This is a genomic window from Sporosarcina oncorhynchi (assembly GCF_033304615.1).
GTDB lineage: Bacteria > Bacillota > Bacilli > Bacillales_A > Planococcaceae > Sporosarcina > Sporosarcina oncorhynchi.
The window spans coordinates 175,492-191,163 of the sequence record NZ_CP129118.1; the positions used below are offsets into that span (position 1 = coordinate 175,492).

Consider the following 15,672-nt stretch of genomic DNA (forward strand, 5'->3'; position numbering starts at 1 on the left):
TCGTTCGAGTGTGTTTTTCTCTGGGGAAATAATCGTGTCGTCGTATCATATACTGAGTGAAGGTGGCGTAAGGAAGGGGATAGTATGTCATATGCCAACTATAGGGCTACTGCTAACCGGACATTTGTCATGGAACTGGCTACTATTAGGAAGCTTGGTTTTTGTAGTTGGATGTTATTTATTTTTAGTTAATAAACAAACCGAACTCAGATTGACTAGCCAACAACCAATCGTTTTTATTGTTGGAATTGTTCTTTCCTATATCATCATCGGAAGCCCTCTAGCTGTCATTAGCTATCTATCTTTCAGCTTGCACATGTTGCAAATGAGTATCCTGTATTTCATCATCCCACCACTTCTCTTACTCGGTATTCCACTGTCGCTTTATCAAAAGCTATTGTCTATTCCGATAGTCCATAAGTTTCCTCGTATTCGACATGCTTCTAGAACCTTCCTCTACCTATTCGCAGTGCTGTTTTTGCTGTATCATTTGCCATTCCTGCTAACTGTTTTAGTGAAAACACCTATTCTAAAGAGTTTATATTTATTTATATTGTTCCTCCTATCCTTTGGCATGTGGTGGCCGATGGTTTCGCCGGATCCTCAACAAAGGCTGCCTGTTGCTGAAATGAAGCGCTATGCCATGACTAGTGGGTATATCCTTCTTCCTGCCTGCCTTTTATTCATACTAACCGCCTTTATGGATGCCGGAAATAATCCGTTGCTAAATCAACTTGTCGTCCATTTATGTCTGCCTCCTGACTTAGGAGCTTCAGATGTATTGCCATCGCCATTCAACACGAAATACGATCAGGCGCTGTCCGGATTCCTTATGCTCGGGTTGCACAAAGCCAGTTTGGTCATGGTCGTGAAACTTGAAGGAAAAGTGCAGGAATAAGAAAACAAAACCGCTGATCGGAACCATTCCGGGCAGCGGTTAGTATAGGTTAAATCTTCTTGACGAATTCAGTTTTCAATTGCATCTGACCGAAACCGTCGATCTTGCAATCGATGTCATGATCACCATCAACTAGTTTGATGTTTTTCACGCGTGTTCCCATCTTGACGACATTGGAACTGCCTTTCACTTTCAAGTCTTTAATGACGGTAATTGTATCGCCGTCCTTCAAGACGTTTCCATTTGAATCGCGGTATACTTTTTCTTCCTGTTCTTCCACTTCAGATGCTGCTGTCCATTCATATGCACATTCAGGGCAGACAAACTGATTGCCATCTTCATATGTGTATTCCGAATTACATTTTGGGCAATTTGGTAAAGTACTCATAAGCAGATTCCTCCATCCAATAGTATCCTATCTACTATATCAAATAAATCGAATAAGCCAAGTCGTCCGGAAAAGAAGAGGGCAGATGTGCAAGGAAGTGTGAATGAATTTGTATGAAACGATAATCTTTGGTATATTATAAGCAATATGGAATCAGAGATGTGGCCTAGTAGATGGAAATTGTGAACCAGAAAGTATAGCGACTTGCTGAGAGCTATACCACCGCTTTTCATTGAACCCTACCACGGAGATGTTATGTAAACATAACCGAGTCGTTTTCGTTACTAAACGTCCGAGGGCTTATGATCGTCAATCATCATAGGCTAAACGAAGGTGGTACCACGTCTATCCAGCACAAAGACGTCCTTATTTGAGGGACAGCTTTGTGCTTTTTACTATGTTTAGGGAGGAAATTAGTGTGAGCAATCAGCAAAACGATTTTTCAAAATGGTATATTGATACGATTCAGAAGGCAGATTTGATGGATTACACACCAGTCCGCGGCTGTATCGCATTCAAACCGGATGGGTACGAAATTTGGGAGCATATCCAGGATGAGATGAACAAACGCTTTAAAGAAACAGGTCACCGAAATGCATACTTCCCGATGTTAATTCCTGAATCATTCTTTGAGAAGGAAAAGGATCATATCGAAGGGTTTTCACCTGAACTGCCATGGGTTACGGAAGCGGCAGGCGAAAAGCTGGAAGAGCGTTTGGCACTTCGTCCGACGTCTGAAACAATGATCGGTCATTTGTATTCGGATTGGATTAAGAGCTACCGCGACTTGCCGGTATTAATTAACCAATGGGCAAACGTGTTCCGTTGGGAGAAGAAGACATTGCCATTCATCCGTACATCAGAATTTTTATGGCAAGAAGGGCATACAGCACATGTTGACGAAGAGGAAGCACGTGCAGAAACGATGCAAATGTTGAACATTTATAAAGAAGTTGTTGAGGAATTGTTGGCGATTCCTGTCTATGACGGTCAGAAGACGCCTTCAGAACGTTTTGCGGGTGCGGTTGATACGTATTCCATCGAAGCGATGATGAAGGACGGGAAGGCCGTTCAAGCGGGTACATCACACTACTTAGGAACGAAATTTGCTGAAGCATTCGACATCAAGTATTTGACGAAAGAAAACCGACATGAATTCGTCCATACAACATCATGGGGTACGTCTACACGTCTGATTGGTTCTGTCATTATGGTTCACGGTGACGAGCAAGGGTTAGTGTTGCCGCCACGTGTAGCACCGACACAAGTTGTGCTCATCCCGGTTGGTCCGTGGAAGAAAAACCCTGCCATCATGGAGAAGCTTGACGCGATTTTCAAAGAATTGAAAGCAAAAGGCATCCGTGTACGGTTGGATGATTCCGATCAATCCCCTGGGTATAAGTTTAATGAGTGGGAACTAAAAGGTGTTCCTGTCCGCGTTGAACTCGGACCACGGGATCTTGAGAATGACCAGGCGCTAATGAAAGCACGTGACGCAGATGAGAAAGTCGCTGTCGATTTGGCGAAATTGGTTGAGAGCATCGAGCAGGAACTGCAAACAATGCAAACACGCTTGCTTGAAAAGGCGCGCGCATTCCGTGCGGAGCATTCGCATACACATATCGACACATTGGATGAGTTGAAAAAGCATATTGGTGATTCATCTGACAAAGGTGAAATCCCAGGATGGATTTTAGCTGGCTGGTGTGGCGATGATGATTGTGAAGAGCATGTGAAGGAAGAGACGAAATTTACGACACGTAATATTCCGTTCAACCCTCCAGCTGAAAAGTCGGCATGCATTAATTGTGGGAATGATGCGAAGCACACTGTGTGGTTTGCAAGAGCTTACTAAGAATTGAAGAGGAGGTCCCTTATTTAGCTGCTTTCGGCTAGGTAGGGGGCTTTTTTATTGTCATAAAGTGGATGAGTGGTGATAGATCGCGGTTGAGCGGTGATAGAGGATCGGTAAGCGGTGATGGAAAGCCCATAAGCGGTGATAGCCTAGATGCGAGCGTTACTGAGGGATAATTAGAGCAACAAACGGTCGGGGGTATTCAATCCTTTGTTTGAGGATCTAATCTTTCGACTGATATAGCCAACGAGGTATAGAACGTTGTAAATGTCAAATGGAAACATGGTAATTGTTCCTTAATTTCTTTAATTTGCCACAAAGTTGTTTCGGAATTAGATAAGTTTGTAGATTATATAGATAACCAATAGTTTGATAGATAGACTGAAGGTATAGAAAAGGAGGTATTAGAAATGAGAAAAACATCTACACTCGTTCTAGGATTCCTATTAGTTGTCGCGTTTGCAATGATTGGTGCGATGGCGTATCAGCTAAAGGCCAACAAAGAAGCAACGAACGACAGCGGAGCACCAATTGAAGAAACACCGACACAAGTAGCGGGCATTGTACATAATCCACCATCTTTGGATGATGTACCGGACGGCCCATTGGGAGAAGCCATTTTACGTGGTTATGAATTAACGAATGACACATCGAACGTCTTAAGAAGTGAGGCGGCAACTACTGCAGACGGTGAAGCACGAGTCAATGAACTGTCATGTACAAGCTGTCACGCAGGAGCAGGTATGGATGAAGAAGTATCTTCCTTAGTCGGAATGGCTTCGGTTTATCCGATGTACATTGGTCGTTCTGGCCAGATTGTCACATTGGAAGAACGTATCAACGGTTGTATGGTAAGAAGTATGGACGGACAGAAATTTGCGGATGACGACGAAGATCTAGACGCAATGGTCGCTTATTTGGCGTACATTTCTGAAGGCATTCCCGTAGGTGCGGAATTACCTTGGCGCCATTTAAGCAATATGGATGATGTGCCGGTTCCTAGTATTGCTGATGGGGAAGAATTGTATCAGAAATCATGTATTGCTTGTCACGCCGCTGACGGTTCAGGAACAGGTTCTAATACAGGACCAGCTTTATGGGGCGAAGGTTCATTTAACGACGGTGCGGGTATTGCAAGAATGTCGAAAATGGCTGGTTATATCCAGAACAACATGCCGATTGGCGCAGCAGGCACATTGACTGACCAAGAATCGAGTGATTTGGCTGCATACATCCTTTCGCAAGACCGTCCTGAATGGAAAAACCATGCTAAAGATTGGCCGCATGGTGGACGTCCTTCCGATATTATGACGAAGGATAAGCGTGACGCCATTAAAGACGGTACAATTGATTGGAATGAAGTGCTCGGCAAGAATTAATTCATTAGTATGCATAAAAATCCTCCCGACGATATTACTGGTCGGGAGGATTCTTTTAATTAAGGATGCTGGATTCCATTAAATTGGCAAGGTCAACAACAGAGATCGTTTTTTCTCCGCCACCTTGAACAAACGTATCATTGCCACCGCCTTTGCCATTAATAGTAGGCAGAACGGTTGCAGACACCATTTTCATGCTGGCAGTAGCAGACACGCCTCGGGCTGCTACAAATTGAAGTTTGTCTTCGTTTTCGGCGGCGAGAAGCGCAATGACTGAATCATTTCCTTCTCCGACAAGCAGACGTGCTAATTGTTGAAGTTCCTGCACAGTACGATGTGTGAAGGTGGCCTTTACAATCGAATCTGTTTGCTCAGCCAACAATTCTTTCGCCTCGTATGTCAACAGATTTTCCTTCGCATCAACCAATGCTTTTTCAGCAATTCGATTTGATTCAAGGAGTTTCTCAATAGCGGTTGCGATGCCATCTTCTGGTGCGCTTAACAACTTTGAAGCGGCAGACAGTTCTTCGTGTTTCCGGTGCAGTTGCTGAAGAATACGGTTGCCACAAGCAAATTGTACGCGGACTTTCCGTTTCTGTTTTTCTGTCGAAATGATTTTCAACAAACCGATTTCACTTGTCGAGTCCGGGTGTGTCCCACCACAGCCGTTGTAGTCAAACTCAGGGATGATGACAAGACGGATTTCGTCGGTGACAGATGGTTGTTTACGTAAATTATAATTTTTCAGTTCATCTTCTGTAATGAAAGTCGTTTCAATGGGACGGTTTTCGAGAATAATTTGATTTGCTAGATTCTCGGCAGCTGTCAATTGCTGTTGTGAAATATTTTCTACGTCAAGATCAATGGAGACAAGGCCTTTGCCCAAATGGAAGCTGATTGTTGGAAACCCGAACAGTTCAACAAACGCAGCCGTCAAAATATGCTGACCTGCGTGTTGCTGCATATGATCGAAGCGGCGTTCCCAATCGATTAAACCTTCCACTTCATCTTTTGAATGAAGTGCACTTTCAAGAAAGTGACGGATTTCTCCATCGAACTCCTCGACATCCGTGACAGCAATCCCGTCAATTGTGCCCGTATCGTGGGGCTGTCCTCCACCCGTCGGATAGAAAGCGGTATTGTCGAGTACGGCATAAGGTCTCCCTTGTTCATCAGTACCGGTATGTAAAATACGGGAAGTGAATGTTTGTCGATAGGCGTCTTTGTAATAGATTCGGTCTTTTAACATATTTTCGTCCCCTTATAAAAATTGTTTACGATAAGTGTACACCAAAATGGAAAAAGCTTCTCACTATTTCAGTGAGAAGCGTCGATCATTTTTTGGGAATAAACTTACCATCCGCTGAATCAATTTATCGTATTCCTCTTTCCAAAGATGCCTCATCGCTAACGTGAGGAAAAGTAAGGAGACGAGCAAAATTGATGAAACGATTATCACCACTCTGAAAAACAGCAACTCCTGCAATCCACCAAGCCCTTTTGAAATAATAAAGCTACTGAGCAATGTGATCGCTGCTATTGGAATGAGCTGAATGAATACATCATAATTCCTGTTTTTCAGGAACCGCATGATAAAGGGAGTTATAAATCCGATTAAGAGAATATAAGTGATAATGATCATTGTATTCAAGAAAATCATAAAAGTGTCCATATTCAAGCCTCCTAACTAGCTACCTAAACAATCTATACCCGAAGTCGGCAATAAATATTCATAAATGGTGAGAAGGAAGGGGTATCCTAGTATATGCAAGTCGGTGAAAAAGCGATTCGCTCAACATGGAGCAGAACCGCTCAAGTTACTATGGAATCCGCTCAAGTTGCTATGGAATCCGCTCAACATGGGGCAGAAACCGCTCAAGTTACTATGCGATCCGCTCGACATGGAGCAGAAAGCGCTCAAGTTGCTATGGAATCCGCTCAACCTGGCGCAGAAACCGCTCAAGTTGCTATGAGATCCGCTCAACCTGGGTCAGAAAACCGCTCAAGTTGCTATGGAATCCGCTCAACCTGGGTCAGAAACCGCTCAAGTTGCGATGGAATCTGCTCAACCTGGGTCAGAAACCGCTCAAGTTGCTATGAGATCCGCTCAACATGGCGCAGAAACCGCTCAAGTTGCTATGGAATCTGCTCAACATGGAGCAGAAACCGCTCAAGTTGCTATGGAATCCGCTCAACCTGGGGCAGAACATCTCCGCGCCCGTAAAAGTGGATAGTGCGCCCGTAAGCAGCCTGCCCGCGCCCGTAAAAGTGTGTGGTGCGCCCGTAAGCAACCTGCCCGCGCCCGTAAAAGTGGATAGTGCGCCCGTAAGCAACCTGCCCGCGCCCGTAAAAGTGGATAGTGCGCCCGTAAGCAGCTCCACACTCAAATCATCAAAAAAGGGTGATGCCCGCATCACCCTTCCATCCGTTCAGTCGACAATTTCAAAACTCTGTAGCATATGGGTAAATCTCGCGCCGTGACCCTCTGCTGCTTCGAGGAAATAGTTCTCTGTAATAACAAAGCTCCCATCTTTGCCGTTACTCATCACATATACATCAATCACTTTTCCGTCCCATACCGATTCAGTCAAGCCGTGCAACCAGTATCCTTCAACTGGCTCCGTCACGGTTTCCATCGGACGCAGTTCAGGAAAATCGATTTTCAATTCCTCTTCAATTTCCTTTACCAAGTCTTCGGGCTTATCAGTCGGAAATTGCCTGATTTCCATACTCACTTCAGGATAACCATCCGGCAGCGGCTCGCTTGTCGTAATGACATCAGCGTCTCCCCCCTTGACCATCTTATAGCGTTCCTCGTCAACGTAAATGACATATTCAGAGTCTTTACCTTCATTCAACGTAACATTCGTATGCTCATCCTGACCTTCAAGATTCTGAATGATCTCCTTCTCAGGGACAAACATATCTTTCACCGTCTTGATCAAAGCCGATCCAGGTTCTGTCTGTAGAGTAAACGCGAGAACCAGTGCTGCGGCGATGACTGCGACGACAGGAACCCACCTTTTCCGCTTCTTCACTTCGGGTGTCCTCCTTTCAAATAGCTCCTCATTAATGCCATTCCAAATATCTTCTTCCAATGCACGCACATCGTCATCAGTCCGCGAAGTTAATTCCTTTTTAATTCGTTCATCGAACTTGCTCATCGGGTCACATCCTCCTCTCCAGGTAAGTCCAACCGTAACTTTAACTGCTTTCTTGCTTTAAATAATCGCGACTTGAGCGTGTTTTGATTGACGTTTAAAATGCCCGCGATCTCTTTTTCTGAAAATCCCTTTACATACTTCAAGATGAGAGGGATCCGGTGGTGATTGTCCAAGGACTGGATGACGTCATACAGGTTCGATAACTGATCGAACGATTCCTCTGCAAGCGTCGGGTTATCCTCAAGGTTCGCTGGCTCTACCTTCACGAGTAATGTTTCCTTATCCATCAACCGCAGGCACTCGTTTGTCAGTATCCGATAAAACCATGGATCAAAAGGTAGTGCCGGATCATAACTGCCGATTTGCCGAAACACCCGGATGAATGTTTCTTGTACGGCATCTTTCGCCAATTCGCGGTTTCGGGTAATGGCCGAAGCCGTCCGAATTGCGCCATTGGCATACGCTTCGTAAAACTTTCGGAAAGCGACTGGGTCGCCTGACTGTATTTGTTGGACCCAATGATGTTGTTCCACGCGGTGCACTCCCTTCAAGACAACTGTGATTTGTGCTGTTCACTATATATACCCGCGAAACGTACAGAAAGTTTTCGACGAAAAAAAGATTTCACATCACCCGAGTGGGTCATGTGAAATCTCCTTACGCATCTTCCCTTTACGATGTCCAATACTTGGTAAAGTCATACCGACGAGGATGATGACAATGCCTACTATCTGCAATACCGTCATATGTTCGTGTAATAAAATGACGGAAGCAGTCACTGCAACCGGCAATTCAATCGCGCTTAAGATAGAAGCCGTACCCGCCCCGACTTTCGGAATGCCAATCGAGAATAGCAGAATCGGAAGGACGATGCCGAATATGCCTAAAATCAATCCGTATATCCATAAGCCTTCTGCTAATGTGCCGTTCCAAAGAATTTGAGGTTCTTGGAAGAACGTGATGGCAATCGCAGCGAAGAAGGACATGAACAGTAATCGCGTCAGCATATCCATTCCTTCTACCTGTCGCGAATTCATGAAAAGAAAAGCGGAAAAACTCACAGCAGCGGCCATTCCCCACGCCCATCCTTGCCACGGGATGCCGCTGAGATCAGCATCGAAGACTCCGGCAGCAAAAATCGTTCCTCCTAATAAAAAGAACAGCGAAATGATTTCGATTCGCTGGGGAAAACGTTTGTGTGCGATACAGTCGAAAAGCATACCAATCCATGTAAATTGGAACAGCATGACGACTGCAAGAGATGCCGGCATATAGCTAATTGCTTTGCCGTATACAGTTCCAGTCAATGCGGTGAATAGTCCTGCAACGATTAACGTATATCCGCCACCGAATTCCGGGAGTTTTCTTTTAAACGTTATGTACAGAATAACAGCTAACAAAAATCCGATATAATATTGACCTGTTACTGCTTGGGCAGCTGTAAACCCGTCTAGTATAGCCAATTTAGTTATTGTGGAAAGAATTCCATAGCTGCTTGCGCCAATAATGACGAGCAACGGATACATCCAGTTTTTCATATTAAGTCCTCCAGTTCAGACAGTAGTATAGCACGGATTCTCGTTGTAGAAGAAAATTGAGATTATAACGCATTTGTTCTATACAACATATAACAACATGTGTTATGCTCCATGTATAACAAATGAAAGAGGAGTGAGCGTAATGGAAGAACTTTCAACAATCCCTTGGAATCTAATCTTGCCAATACTAATCCTTCAGTTAGTTTTGATGGTTGTTGCATTGGTAGACTTGGCGCGCCATCGACGTGCAAATGGCCCAATCATCATGTGGGTTTTGATTGTCATATTTGTCGGTACGGTAGGGCCGATTCTCTATTTCATCTTCGGGAGGAGGCAATCGTGACAGAACTTTTGCAAGTCAATCAACTTTCTAAGATTTACGGAACGCATACAGTTGTGGATGCGATGACTTTTGAATTGGCAGAAAAGACATCGACCGCTTTGATTGGTCCGAATGGGGCAGGGAAAACGACGGCATTATCCATGTTGGCAGGACTTGTCACGCCAACGGGAGGATCTATTTTATGTAAAGGTCAAGCAAAGAAAGACCGCCGGGCATCCATCGGCTTCTTACCGCAGTACCCAAAGTTCTTTCCATGGTTGACTGCACTTGAATTCACGGAAATGGCGGCTCGCCTAAGTGGAGTGGAAACGAAGGAAGCACTAAGAGAAGCGCGGAAAACCTTGGAATTCGTTGGTCTTAATGATGCGATGAGGAAACGGGTTGGTACATTTTCGGGAGGTATGAAACAGCGGCTCGGATTGGCGCAAGCCGTTGTCCATAAACCAGAACTATTGCTACTTGATGAACCGGTATCCGCACTCGACCCAGTCGGACGCAGGCAAGTAATGGATCTGCTAAAGGAATTGCAACAACAGACGACGATTCTCTATTCCACTCATATATTGAACGATGCGGAGGAAATGACGGATCAGCTACTGTTTCTGCGAAAAGGTGAACTTGTGGAAAACGGTTCGCTTAGTTCGATAAAGGATAAGTACGCCAATCCGCGAATTCTGATTGAGTTTGAATCCACAACAGAAGCAGCGAGATTTTTGTCCCTTTCGACATGGACACTTGCATCAAAAGGAACATTTGTCAGTATTGACCCGGTGCAACAGAACATCAGCATGTCAGAAGTGCTCGCTGTTTTGCATGGGGATTCTTTCCGCATACGGAAAGTGGAGTGGCAGACAGCAAGTCTAGAGGAGATTTTCATGAAAGTGGTGATGTCGTCATGAAAAACATGGGTGTACTCGTGCAAAAAGAACTGCGCGAACATAGTAGGAACTATAAGCTGTACTGGATTCCAATTGTATTCATGATCTTTGGCATACTGGAACCCGTCACAAATTATTATCTTCCTCAGATCATGGAAAGTGTCGGCAACTTGCCGGCGGGATCCGATTTCATGTGGCCTCAATTCCAAGGGGCAGATATTTTCGTTTCGTTGATGGGGCAATATCAGTTGATCGGTATTCTTATTATCATCCTTGCGTTCATGGGCGCGATTTCGAGTGAACGAAAAAACGGTACAGCAACGCTTTTGTATGTTCGTCCTATATCATTTTCGAGTTATTTTTTCAGTAAGTGGCTTGTTGTTAATGCAATTGTACTTGGCAGCTTGTGGATAGGTTTTTTAGCCGCCTGGTATTACATCCGGATTTTATTCGGTCCGGTTGCAATAGGGGACGTCTTAACGTTTATCGGAACGTATAGTGTATGGATTGTCTTTGCGGTTACAGTCGTCCTGTCGTTAAGTGCCTGGCTTTCAACCAGTGCTGCTGCGGGTCTATCTATTCTCATTCTGCTTGTCATTCAAATCCTGGAGACCGTAATAGGCACGTATTGGATGGTTTCACCGTGGAAATTGGCCACTTATGCAACCTATCCACTGCAGGGCCAAGTGTTTGAGTCAGGTTATTGGATGAGTCTAATTCTGACAGTGTTCTTAATTGTCGTGTTGTTTTCTCTTGGCGCATACATGGCGAAACGCAATGCTGCAAAAACAACTGTGTAATCCCCTAATAGTTCTAAAAGAACAACTATTCTTTAGGTTTTAACGTTCTCTTAACCTTTCGATGCTATCGTGAGAGAGCAACGAACGTTAAAGAGGGGGTTGGAATCTTGGAAGAAGCTGTTCAAATTGAACAAAGAGCCAATGCGGTTCAAAAGTCAATTGCGCCTCAAATGTCGATTGGCGGCTGGTTTATTACGTTCATTTTATTAGCCGTACCATTTGTCAATATTATACTTCTTTTCGTCTGGGCGATGGATGCTAACAGTGAAAGAAGGAATTTCTCAAGAGCATATTTGATGATAATCGGTATCATGCTCGTTATTAGCATTATCATCTCAATCGCTATATTCGCTTTAGGCGCCAGTTCCGGGATATTTGGATAATCGTCATTTCCCGGGCAATGTCGACAATAAGCGATAAATAAAAACAATGTCCTTTCCACGACTGGAAAGGACATTGTTTTTATTTATATTTTTCTTCGCTGGATGAAGAACTCTTTGTTTCACGTGGACGATTTTCCTCTTCTTCTTCCATCCGGACGTCCTCCAAGGGAATTGCATCTACTGTCTGCATATCCTCATGCATATCATAGATACTTTCTTTATCAGTCGGGAGATTTTCTGGATTATCCATGAAAGGTCCTTCAGCGTCTTTTCGATCTTTTTCTGTAAAATTTTTTTTCTTAGTCAATGTAAGCACTTCCTTCCTAATTGATGCTTGTCTACATCTTATTCACGCTTTAGAAGAATTGTAAACATGGAGAGCGGTCACTGCGATATGTGTTTTCTGCTTGCTTTCTGGGTAAAGTACACTAAAGACAATAAGAATAGGAGTGTTTTTACAAATGAATAATCGTTATGTCGGTACACTGTTTTCCATAGACTCGGCATTATACAAGATAACGGAATTGACATCTCTTGGTTATCGGGAAGAGCAGATTACAGCCGTGGCACATACAGATGATGACATGGCACAACTACGCAAACAAACGGCCGTACCTGTTGAGGGAAGAGAAGCTAAGAATTTCTTAACACGGTTTACAGAGTTGTTCGTGAATGACGAGCAAAAGACGTTCGAAGATATGGGGTTTTCGAAAACGGAAGCCGAAAATATCTACAATGAAATGAAAGACGGGGGAATCGCCTTGTTTGTCGAAGATCTAGAACCAGATGGACAATCCGGTCTACAGCCGCTAAGTGACCAACTTGACAGGGACAGTAGTGCAACAATGACAGACAGTGGAGAAATCCTGTCGGATGATGAGGACATTGAACCGAGGGACGCCAATTCAGAATCAGTGCCACGTGTTAACACGAATAACCTCTAAAAGAAAAAAAGGCTATCCCTAGTAGAGGGACAGCCTTTCATTAATACAAGCAGGTTAATCAGTTTTGTTATCGTTATGGCGTTCTTTGAAGTCGCCGACCTTGTCTTGTAAATTACCTTTTAATTTATCCAGTTTACCTTCGGCTTGAAGCTTTGCATCGCCCGTAGCGTTGCCGTACTGATCCTTAGCTTCACCTTTAACTTTATTAACAGCACCTTTTACCTTATCTGAGTAACCATTCTCTTTCATTGTTGATAGCCTCCTCATCTAGTAGTAGTTATTGGATACCCCATAGAAGTAAGGCTAAACCTGAAACATTTCTGAATGTTTTCAACGGAAGTGTTTAAGCAAAAAGTCCTGAGCGCATATGTGTACAAATGTGAAGAAACGGATATGTTCAGAACAAATGGGGATTTACTATAATGGATGTAAGGACATGAAATTTTTGGAGGAGATGAATATGTTTAGAAAAGGTCGTTTTGCGATTTGGAATGGGAAAGAGTATCCTGTGGTTTCTCAGAAGCGTAAGTATTTTCTCCAGTCAGATAATGAGATTGATATAGAGAACGGATTTACAAGCTTAGGTAGACGGAATGTTTTCTTCAAAGAAGTAATACTAAGTGAATTAGAGGATGCTTACGAAATTTTCCCATATGCGATTCTTTCGGGGTACCGCTTTTCTATGGAAAGCTATAATGAAAAAACAGGCATGATTACACTTGTGACAAATAACCCGTATGCCGCAAAAAAGGTAGATGTGAGCCCACATGGGATGGGTGAATTTAGTATTGAAATTCCTATTGAGGAAATATCGATTTTAGAAGACCGGGTACCGATATTAGGTTTTGAAGATTGATGAAGGGAAGCGGGTTATTCTGTCCGCTTCCTTTTTCATGTCGTTTATTGTCTAAGCAATTGAAGTACCGATTGAGCCTGCTGCATATGCAAGGAAAGAATATACTGGCTGGCTTGTAATAGAATACTCGCTTTAGTGAGTGCCATCATCTCTTTAGCGATATCGACGTCCCGTATGCGGGATTCAGCGGAGGTCAAGTTTACTTCCATTGTTGTTGCGTTATTGTAGGCGTGGCTGAGTCGATTGGTGTAAGCACCCATTTTAGATCGTTCTGAAGAGACTTTATTGATGGCGTTATCCAAGTAGGAAATGCTTTCTTCCGCTCCGCTTTGAGTTGCGATGGAGGAACTTTCCAAGTCCAAGGCATCGATTCCCATATTGTCGATGGAGAACTCGATGGATTGGCCTGCATTCGCGCCTGCTTGAATTTTGAATGTGCCCTTGGATCCGTCCAATAATGGAATCGTATTGAACTCGGTATCTGTTGAGGTCCGTTGGATTTCTTTTTTTAGTTCTTGATATTCAAGATCCAGCTGTTGGCGGTCGAAATCCGTTAATGTGCCATTGGCTGCTTGTACACTTAATTCGCGCATGCGCTGAAGCATGGAATGGGTTTCATTCAACGCACCTTCAGCGGTTTGAAATAGCGAAATGCCATCTTGGATATTGCGTTGCGCCATTTGAAGTCCGCGTATTTGTCCGCGCATCTTTTCTGAAATAGCGAGTCCCGCAGGATCATCGGCCGCGCGGTTAATGCGCATGCCTGAAGAGAGCCTTTCCATCGACAGTGAAATCTGCCGGTTATGGCTATTCATATTATGCAAGATGTTCAATCCCATCGCACTCCAACTGCCAAGCATCGAAGTTCCTCCTCTCGTATGGATTAGTAGTTCTATTATCGGCAAGTTCTGGATAATGTTAACAATTATTGAGTAACTAACCTAATTTTCTGATAGGTACTTTTTTAATGTTACATGTTTTGTATGAAACGTATAAGAAAACGGACATGCTTACATAGAACATGATGCAGAAATACACATGTCAGGGAAGGGAGGAATTCATTGTGAATTTGGCGGCTATTGGAGTTCCCGGTTTAATCATCATTCTCGTCATTGTTCTCATCCTTTTTGGTCCAAGGAAATTGCCTGAAGTCGGATCCGCCGTCGGCAAGACGTTGGCTGAGTTCAAAAAGTCCGCCCGTGACATCATCGATGACGATGAAGTCAAACAGGAAGAACCGAAAAAAATAGATCGTGCATGAAGGTGATCATATGGTATCCGAAAAAGAAGGCAAGCATCCTGTTGTAGATGCTGTGACTGATAATGACCATGGGACAACGGTGTTGGAACCGACACTTGTCGATCATCTCACCGATTTGCGAAAGCAACTGATTAAAAGTGCTGTGACGTTCATCGCATTTTTTATTCTGGTTTTTTCGACAATCAATATTTGGTTTCCTGCCGTCACGCGTGGGCATGAATTGATTGTCCTTGGTCCGCTGGAAGTCGTGACATTTTACATGTCCCTGTCACTTGCGTTGTCATTCGGCCTGTCGCTCCCTTTTCTATGTCATTATTTATGGCAATTTGCCAAGCCGGGACTGTTGGAGAAGGAAAGTCGGTTCATAGGATTGTATTCGCCTGTTATGCTGTTGCTATTCGTCGCAGGTCTGGCGTTTGGTTATTTTGTCGTCAACCCGTTGAGCTACAGCTTTCTAGTTTCTATTGGTTCAATGAATTTCACGGTTATGGTATCTGCACAGGAGTATGCAAAATTCCTGCTCATGACGACAATGCCAATCGGCTTGCTTTTCGAACTCCCAATTGTCGCAATGTTTTTGGCCGCAATTGATATTTTAACAGCAGGCACGTTGAAGAAAGTACGGAAATGGTCGTATATTGCGCTAGCCATTATTTCAGCGCTTATTACACCACCCGACTTCGTCAGCCAACTCATTGTCCTTATACCGATGATTTTGTTGTATGAAGCAAGCATCCTTATTGTTGTCCATATGGAAAAGAAGAAAAACGATCAAGTTCCTTGCTAATGAAGGAGCTTTTTCGTTTTATTGGGGGGTTGAGCGGTTTACGGCGTATGTTGAGCGGATTCCGGCGTATGTTGAGCGGATTCCGGCGTATGTTGAGCGGTTTATGGCGTAGGTTGAGCGGTTTTGAAGCTAGTATAGAAAGTGGACACAACCCAATGAGCGTGTTTGGATAGAGTTAACCAACTAACTGATCGGAGT

At 43.8% G+C, this 15,672-nt stretch carries 21 protein-coding genes and 1 pseudogene; 12 read left to right on the forward strand and 10 right to left on the reverse strand.

What is annotated here, in order from left to right; genetic code table 11:
- Positions 1-91: 91 nt before the first annotated feature.
- Positions 92-898: a cytochrome c oxidase assembly protein gene (locus QWT69_RS00905; protein WP_317968085.1), complete on the forward strand. Its 807-nt coding sequence runs from the start codon at positions 92-94 to the stop codon at positions 896-898.
- A gap of 49 nt (positions 899-947) precedes the next feature.
- Here QWT69_RS00905 and QWT69_RS00910 read toward each other — a convergent pair whose 3' ends face one another.
- The gene (locus QWT69_RS00910) at positions 948-1,286 is read right to left on the reverse strand and encodes a zinc ribbon domain-containing protein YjdM (protein WP_317968087.1); all 339 of its coding nucleotides are present in this window, start codon (positions 1,284-1,286) and stop codon (positions 948-950) included.
- 397 nt (positions 1,287-1,683) lie between these two features.
- Here QWT69_RS00910 and proS point away from each other — a divergent pair, with 397 nt between their 5' ends.
- Positions 1,684-3,141 carry a proline--tRNA ligase gene (gene proS, locus QWT69_RS00915; RefSeq protein WP_431312331.1) on the forward strand — a complete coding sequence of 486 codons (1,458 nt, stop codon included), beginning with the start codon at positions 1,684-1,686 and terminating at the stop codon, positions 3,139-3,141.
- 410 nt (positions 3,142-3,551) lie between these two features.
- Complete coding sequence (locus QWT69_RS00920) at positions 3,552-4,520, forward strand: c-type cytochrome (RefSeq protein ID WP_317968090.1); 969 nt, start codon at positions 3,552-3,554, stop codon at positions 4,518-4,520.
- A 55-nt stretch (positions 4,521-4,575) separates the two neighbouring features.
- On the opposite strand, the gene QWT69_RS00925 is transcribed toward QWT69_RS00920, so the two are convergent.
- The 6 genes from QWT69_RS00925 to QWT69_RS00950 form a co-directional block, all read right to left on the reverse strand.
- Positions 4,576-5,769, reverse strand: a complete 1,194-nt coding sequence (locus QWT69_RS00925) for an alanyl-tRNA editing protein (protein WP_317968091.1) — start codon at positions 5,767-5,769, stop codon at positions 4,576-4,578.
- Between the two features lie 63 nt (positions 5,770-5,832).
- Positions 5,833-6,192, reverse strand: coding sequence for a hypothetical protein (locus QWT69_RS00930; protein WP_317968092.1), 360 nt, complete (start codon positions 6,190-6,192; stop codon positions 5,833-5,835).
- 403 nt (positions 6,193-6,595) lie between these two features.
- A complete protein-coding gene (locus tag QWT69_RS00935; protein ID WP_317968094.1) occupies positions 6,596-6,934 on the reverse strand; it encodes a hypothetical protein in 339 nt (112 codons plus the stop codon).
- Positions 6,935-6,949: 15 nt separating this feature from the next.
- Positions 6,950-7,684 (reverse strand): hypothetical protein, encoded by a 735-nt coding sequence (locus tag QWT69_RS00940; RefSeq protein WP_317968096.1) that lies wholly within the window; start codon positions 7,682-7,684, stop codon positions 6,950-6,952.
- Complete coding sequence (locus QWT69_RS00945; protein ID WP_317968098.1) at positions 7,681-8,217, reverse strand: RNA polymerase sigma factor; 537 nt, start codon at positions 8,215-8,217, stop codon at positions 7,681-7,683. Before QWT69_RS00945 ends, QWT69_RS00940 begins: the two co-directional genes overlap by 4 nt.
- A 96-nt stretch (positions 8,218-8,313) precedes the next feature.
- Positions 8,314-9,222, reverse strand: a complete 909-nt coding sequence (locus tag QWT69_RS00950) for an EamA family transporter (protein ID WP_317968100.1) — start codon at positions 9,220-9,222, stop codon at positions 8,314-8,316.
- A gap of 142 nt (positions 9,223-9,364) precedes the next feature.
- Here QWT69_RS00950 and QWT69_RS00955 point away from each other — a divergent pair, with 142 nt between their 5' ends.
- The 5 genes and pseudogenes from QWT69_RS00955 (at position 9,365) to QWT69_RS00970 (ending at position 11,626) form a co-directional block, all read left to right on the forward strand.
- Positions 9,365-9,565, forward strand: a complete 201-nt coding sequence (locus QWT69_RS00955; RefSeq protein ID WP_317968102.1) for a PLD nuclease N-terminal domain-containing protein — start codon at positions 9,365-9,367, stop codon at positions 9,563-9,565.
- Positions 9,566-9,618: 53 nt separating this feature from the next.
- Positions 9,619-10,116 (forward strand): annotated as a pseudogene (locus QWT69_RS17280) (ABC transporter ATP-binding protein); the annotation flags it as partial.
- Between the two features lie 30 nt (positions 10,117-10,146).
- Positions 10,147-10,464 (forward strand): DUF4162 domain-containing protein, encoded by a 318-nt coding sequence (locus tag QWT69_RS17285; protein WP_431312332.1) that lies wholly within the window; start codon positions 10,147-10,149, stop codon positions 10,462-10,464.
- On the forward strand, positions 10,461-11,243 hold the full coding sequence (locus QWT69_RS00965) for an ABC transporter permease (protein WP_317968106.1): 783 nt from the start codon (positions 10,461-10,463) through the stop codon (positions 11,241-11,243). Before QWT69_RS17285 ends, QWT69_RS00965 begins: the two co-directional genes overlap by 4 nt.
- A 107-nt stretch (positions 11,244-11,350) precedes the next feature.
- On the forward strand, positions 11,351-11,626 hold the full coding sequence (locus QWT69_RS00970) for a hypothetical protein (RefSeq protein WP_317968108.1): 276 nt from the start codon (positions 11,351-11,353) through the stop codon (positions 11,624-11,626).
- A gap of 79 nt (positions 11,627-11,705) precedes the next feature.
- Here the strand turns inward: QWT69_RS00970 and QWT69_RS00975 are convergent, their stop codons facing one another.
- Positions 11,706-11,933, reverse strand: coding sequence for a hypothetical protein (locus QWT69_RS00975; RefSeq protein WP_317968110.1), 228 nt, complete (start codon positions 11,931-11,933; stop codon positions 11,706-11,708).
- 154 nt (positions 11,934-12,087) lie between these two features.
- Here QWT69_RS00975 and QWT69_RS00980 point away from each other — a divergent pair, with 154 nt between their 5' ends.
- Positions 12,088-12,570 (forward strand): general stress protein, encoded by a 483-nt coding sequence (locus QWT69_RS00980; protein WP_317968112.1) that lies wholly within the window; start codon positions 12,088-12,090, stop codon positions 12,568-12,570.
- Positions 12,571-12,624: 54 nt separating this feature from the next.
- On the opposite strand, the gene QWT69_RS00985 is transcribed toward QWT69_RS00980, so the two are convergent.
- Entirely contained in the window at positions 12,625-12,819 is a 195-nt protein-coding gene (locus QWT69_RS00985) for a CsbD family protein (protein ID WP_317968114.1), read from the reverse strand.
- Positions 12,820-13,030: 211 nt separating this feature from the next.
- On the opposite strand from QWT69_RS00985, the gene QWT69_RS00990 reads away from it, so the two are divergent.
- Entirely contained in the window at positions 13,031-13,426 is a 396-nt protein-coding gene (locus QWT69_RS00990) for a hypothetical protein (RefSeq protein ID WP_317968116.1), read from the forward strand.
- A gap of 44 nt (positions 13,427-13,470) precedes the next feature.
- On the opposite strand, the gene QWT69_RS00995 is transcribed toward QWT69_RS00990, so the two are convergent.
- The gene (locus tag QWT69_RS00995; protein WP_317968117.1) at positions 13,471-14,286 is read right to left on the reverse strand and encodes a flagellin N-terminal helical domain-containing protein; all 816 of its coding nucleotides are present in this window, start codon (positions 14,284-14,286) and stop codon (positions 13,471-13,473) included.
- 203 nt (positions 14,287-14,489) lie between these two features.
- Between QWT69_RS00995 and tatA the strand changes: the two genes are divergently transcribed.
- The gene (gene tatA, locus QWT69_RS01000; protein WP_431312302.1) at positions 14,490-14,687 is read left to right on the forward strand and encodes a twin-arginine translocase TatA/TatE family subunit; all 198 of its coding nucleotides are present in this window, start codon (positions 14,490-14,492) and stop codon (positions 14,685-14,687) included.
- 10 nt (positions 14,688-14,697) lie between these two features.
- Complete coding sequence (tatC, locus tag QWT69_RS01005; RefSeq protein ID WP_317968119.1) at positions 14,698-15,474, forward strand: twin-arginine translocase subunit TatC; 777 nt, start codon at positions 14,698-14,700, stop codon at positions 15,472-15,474.
- Positions 15,475-15,672 lie beyond the last annotated feature (198 nt).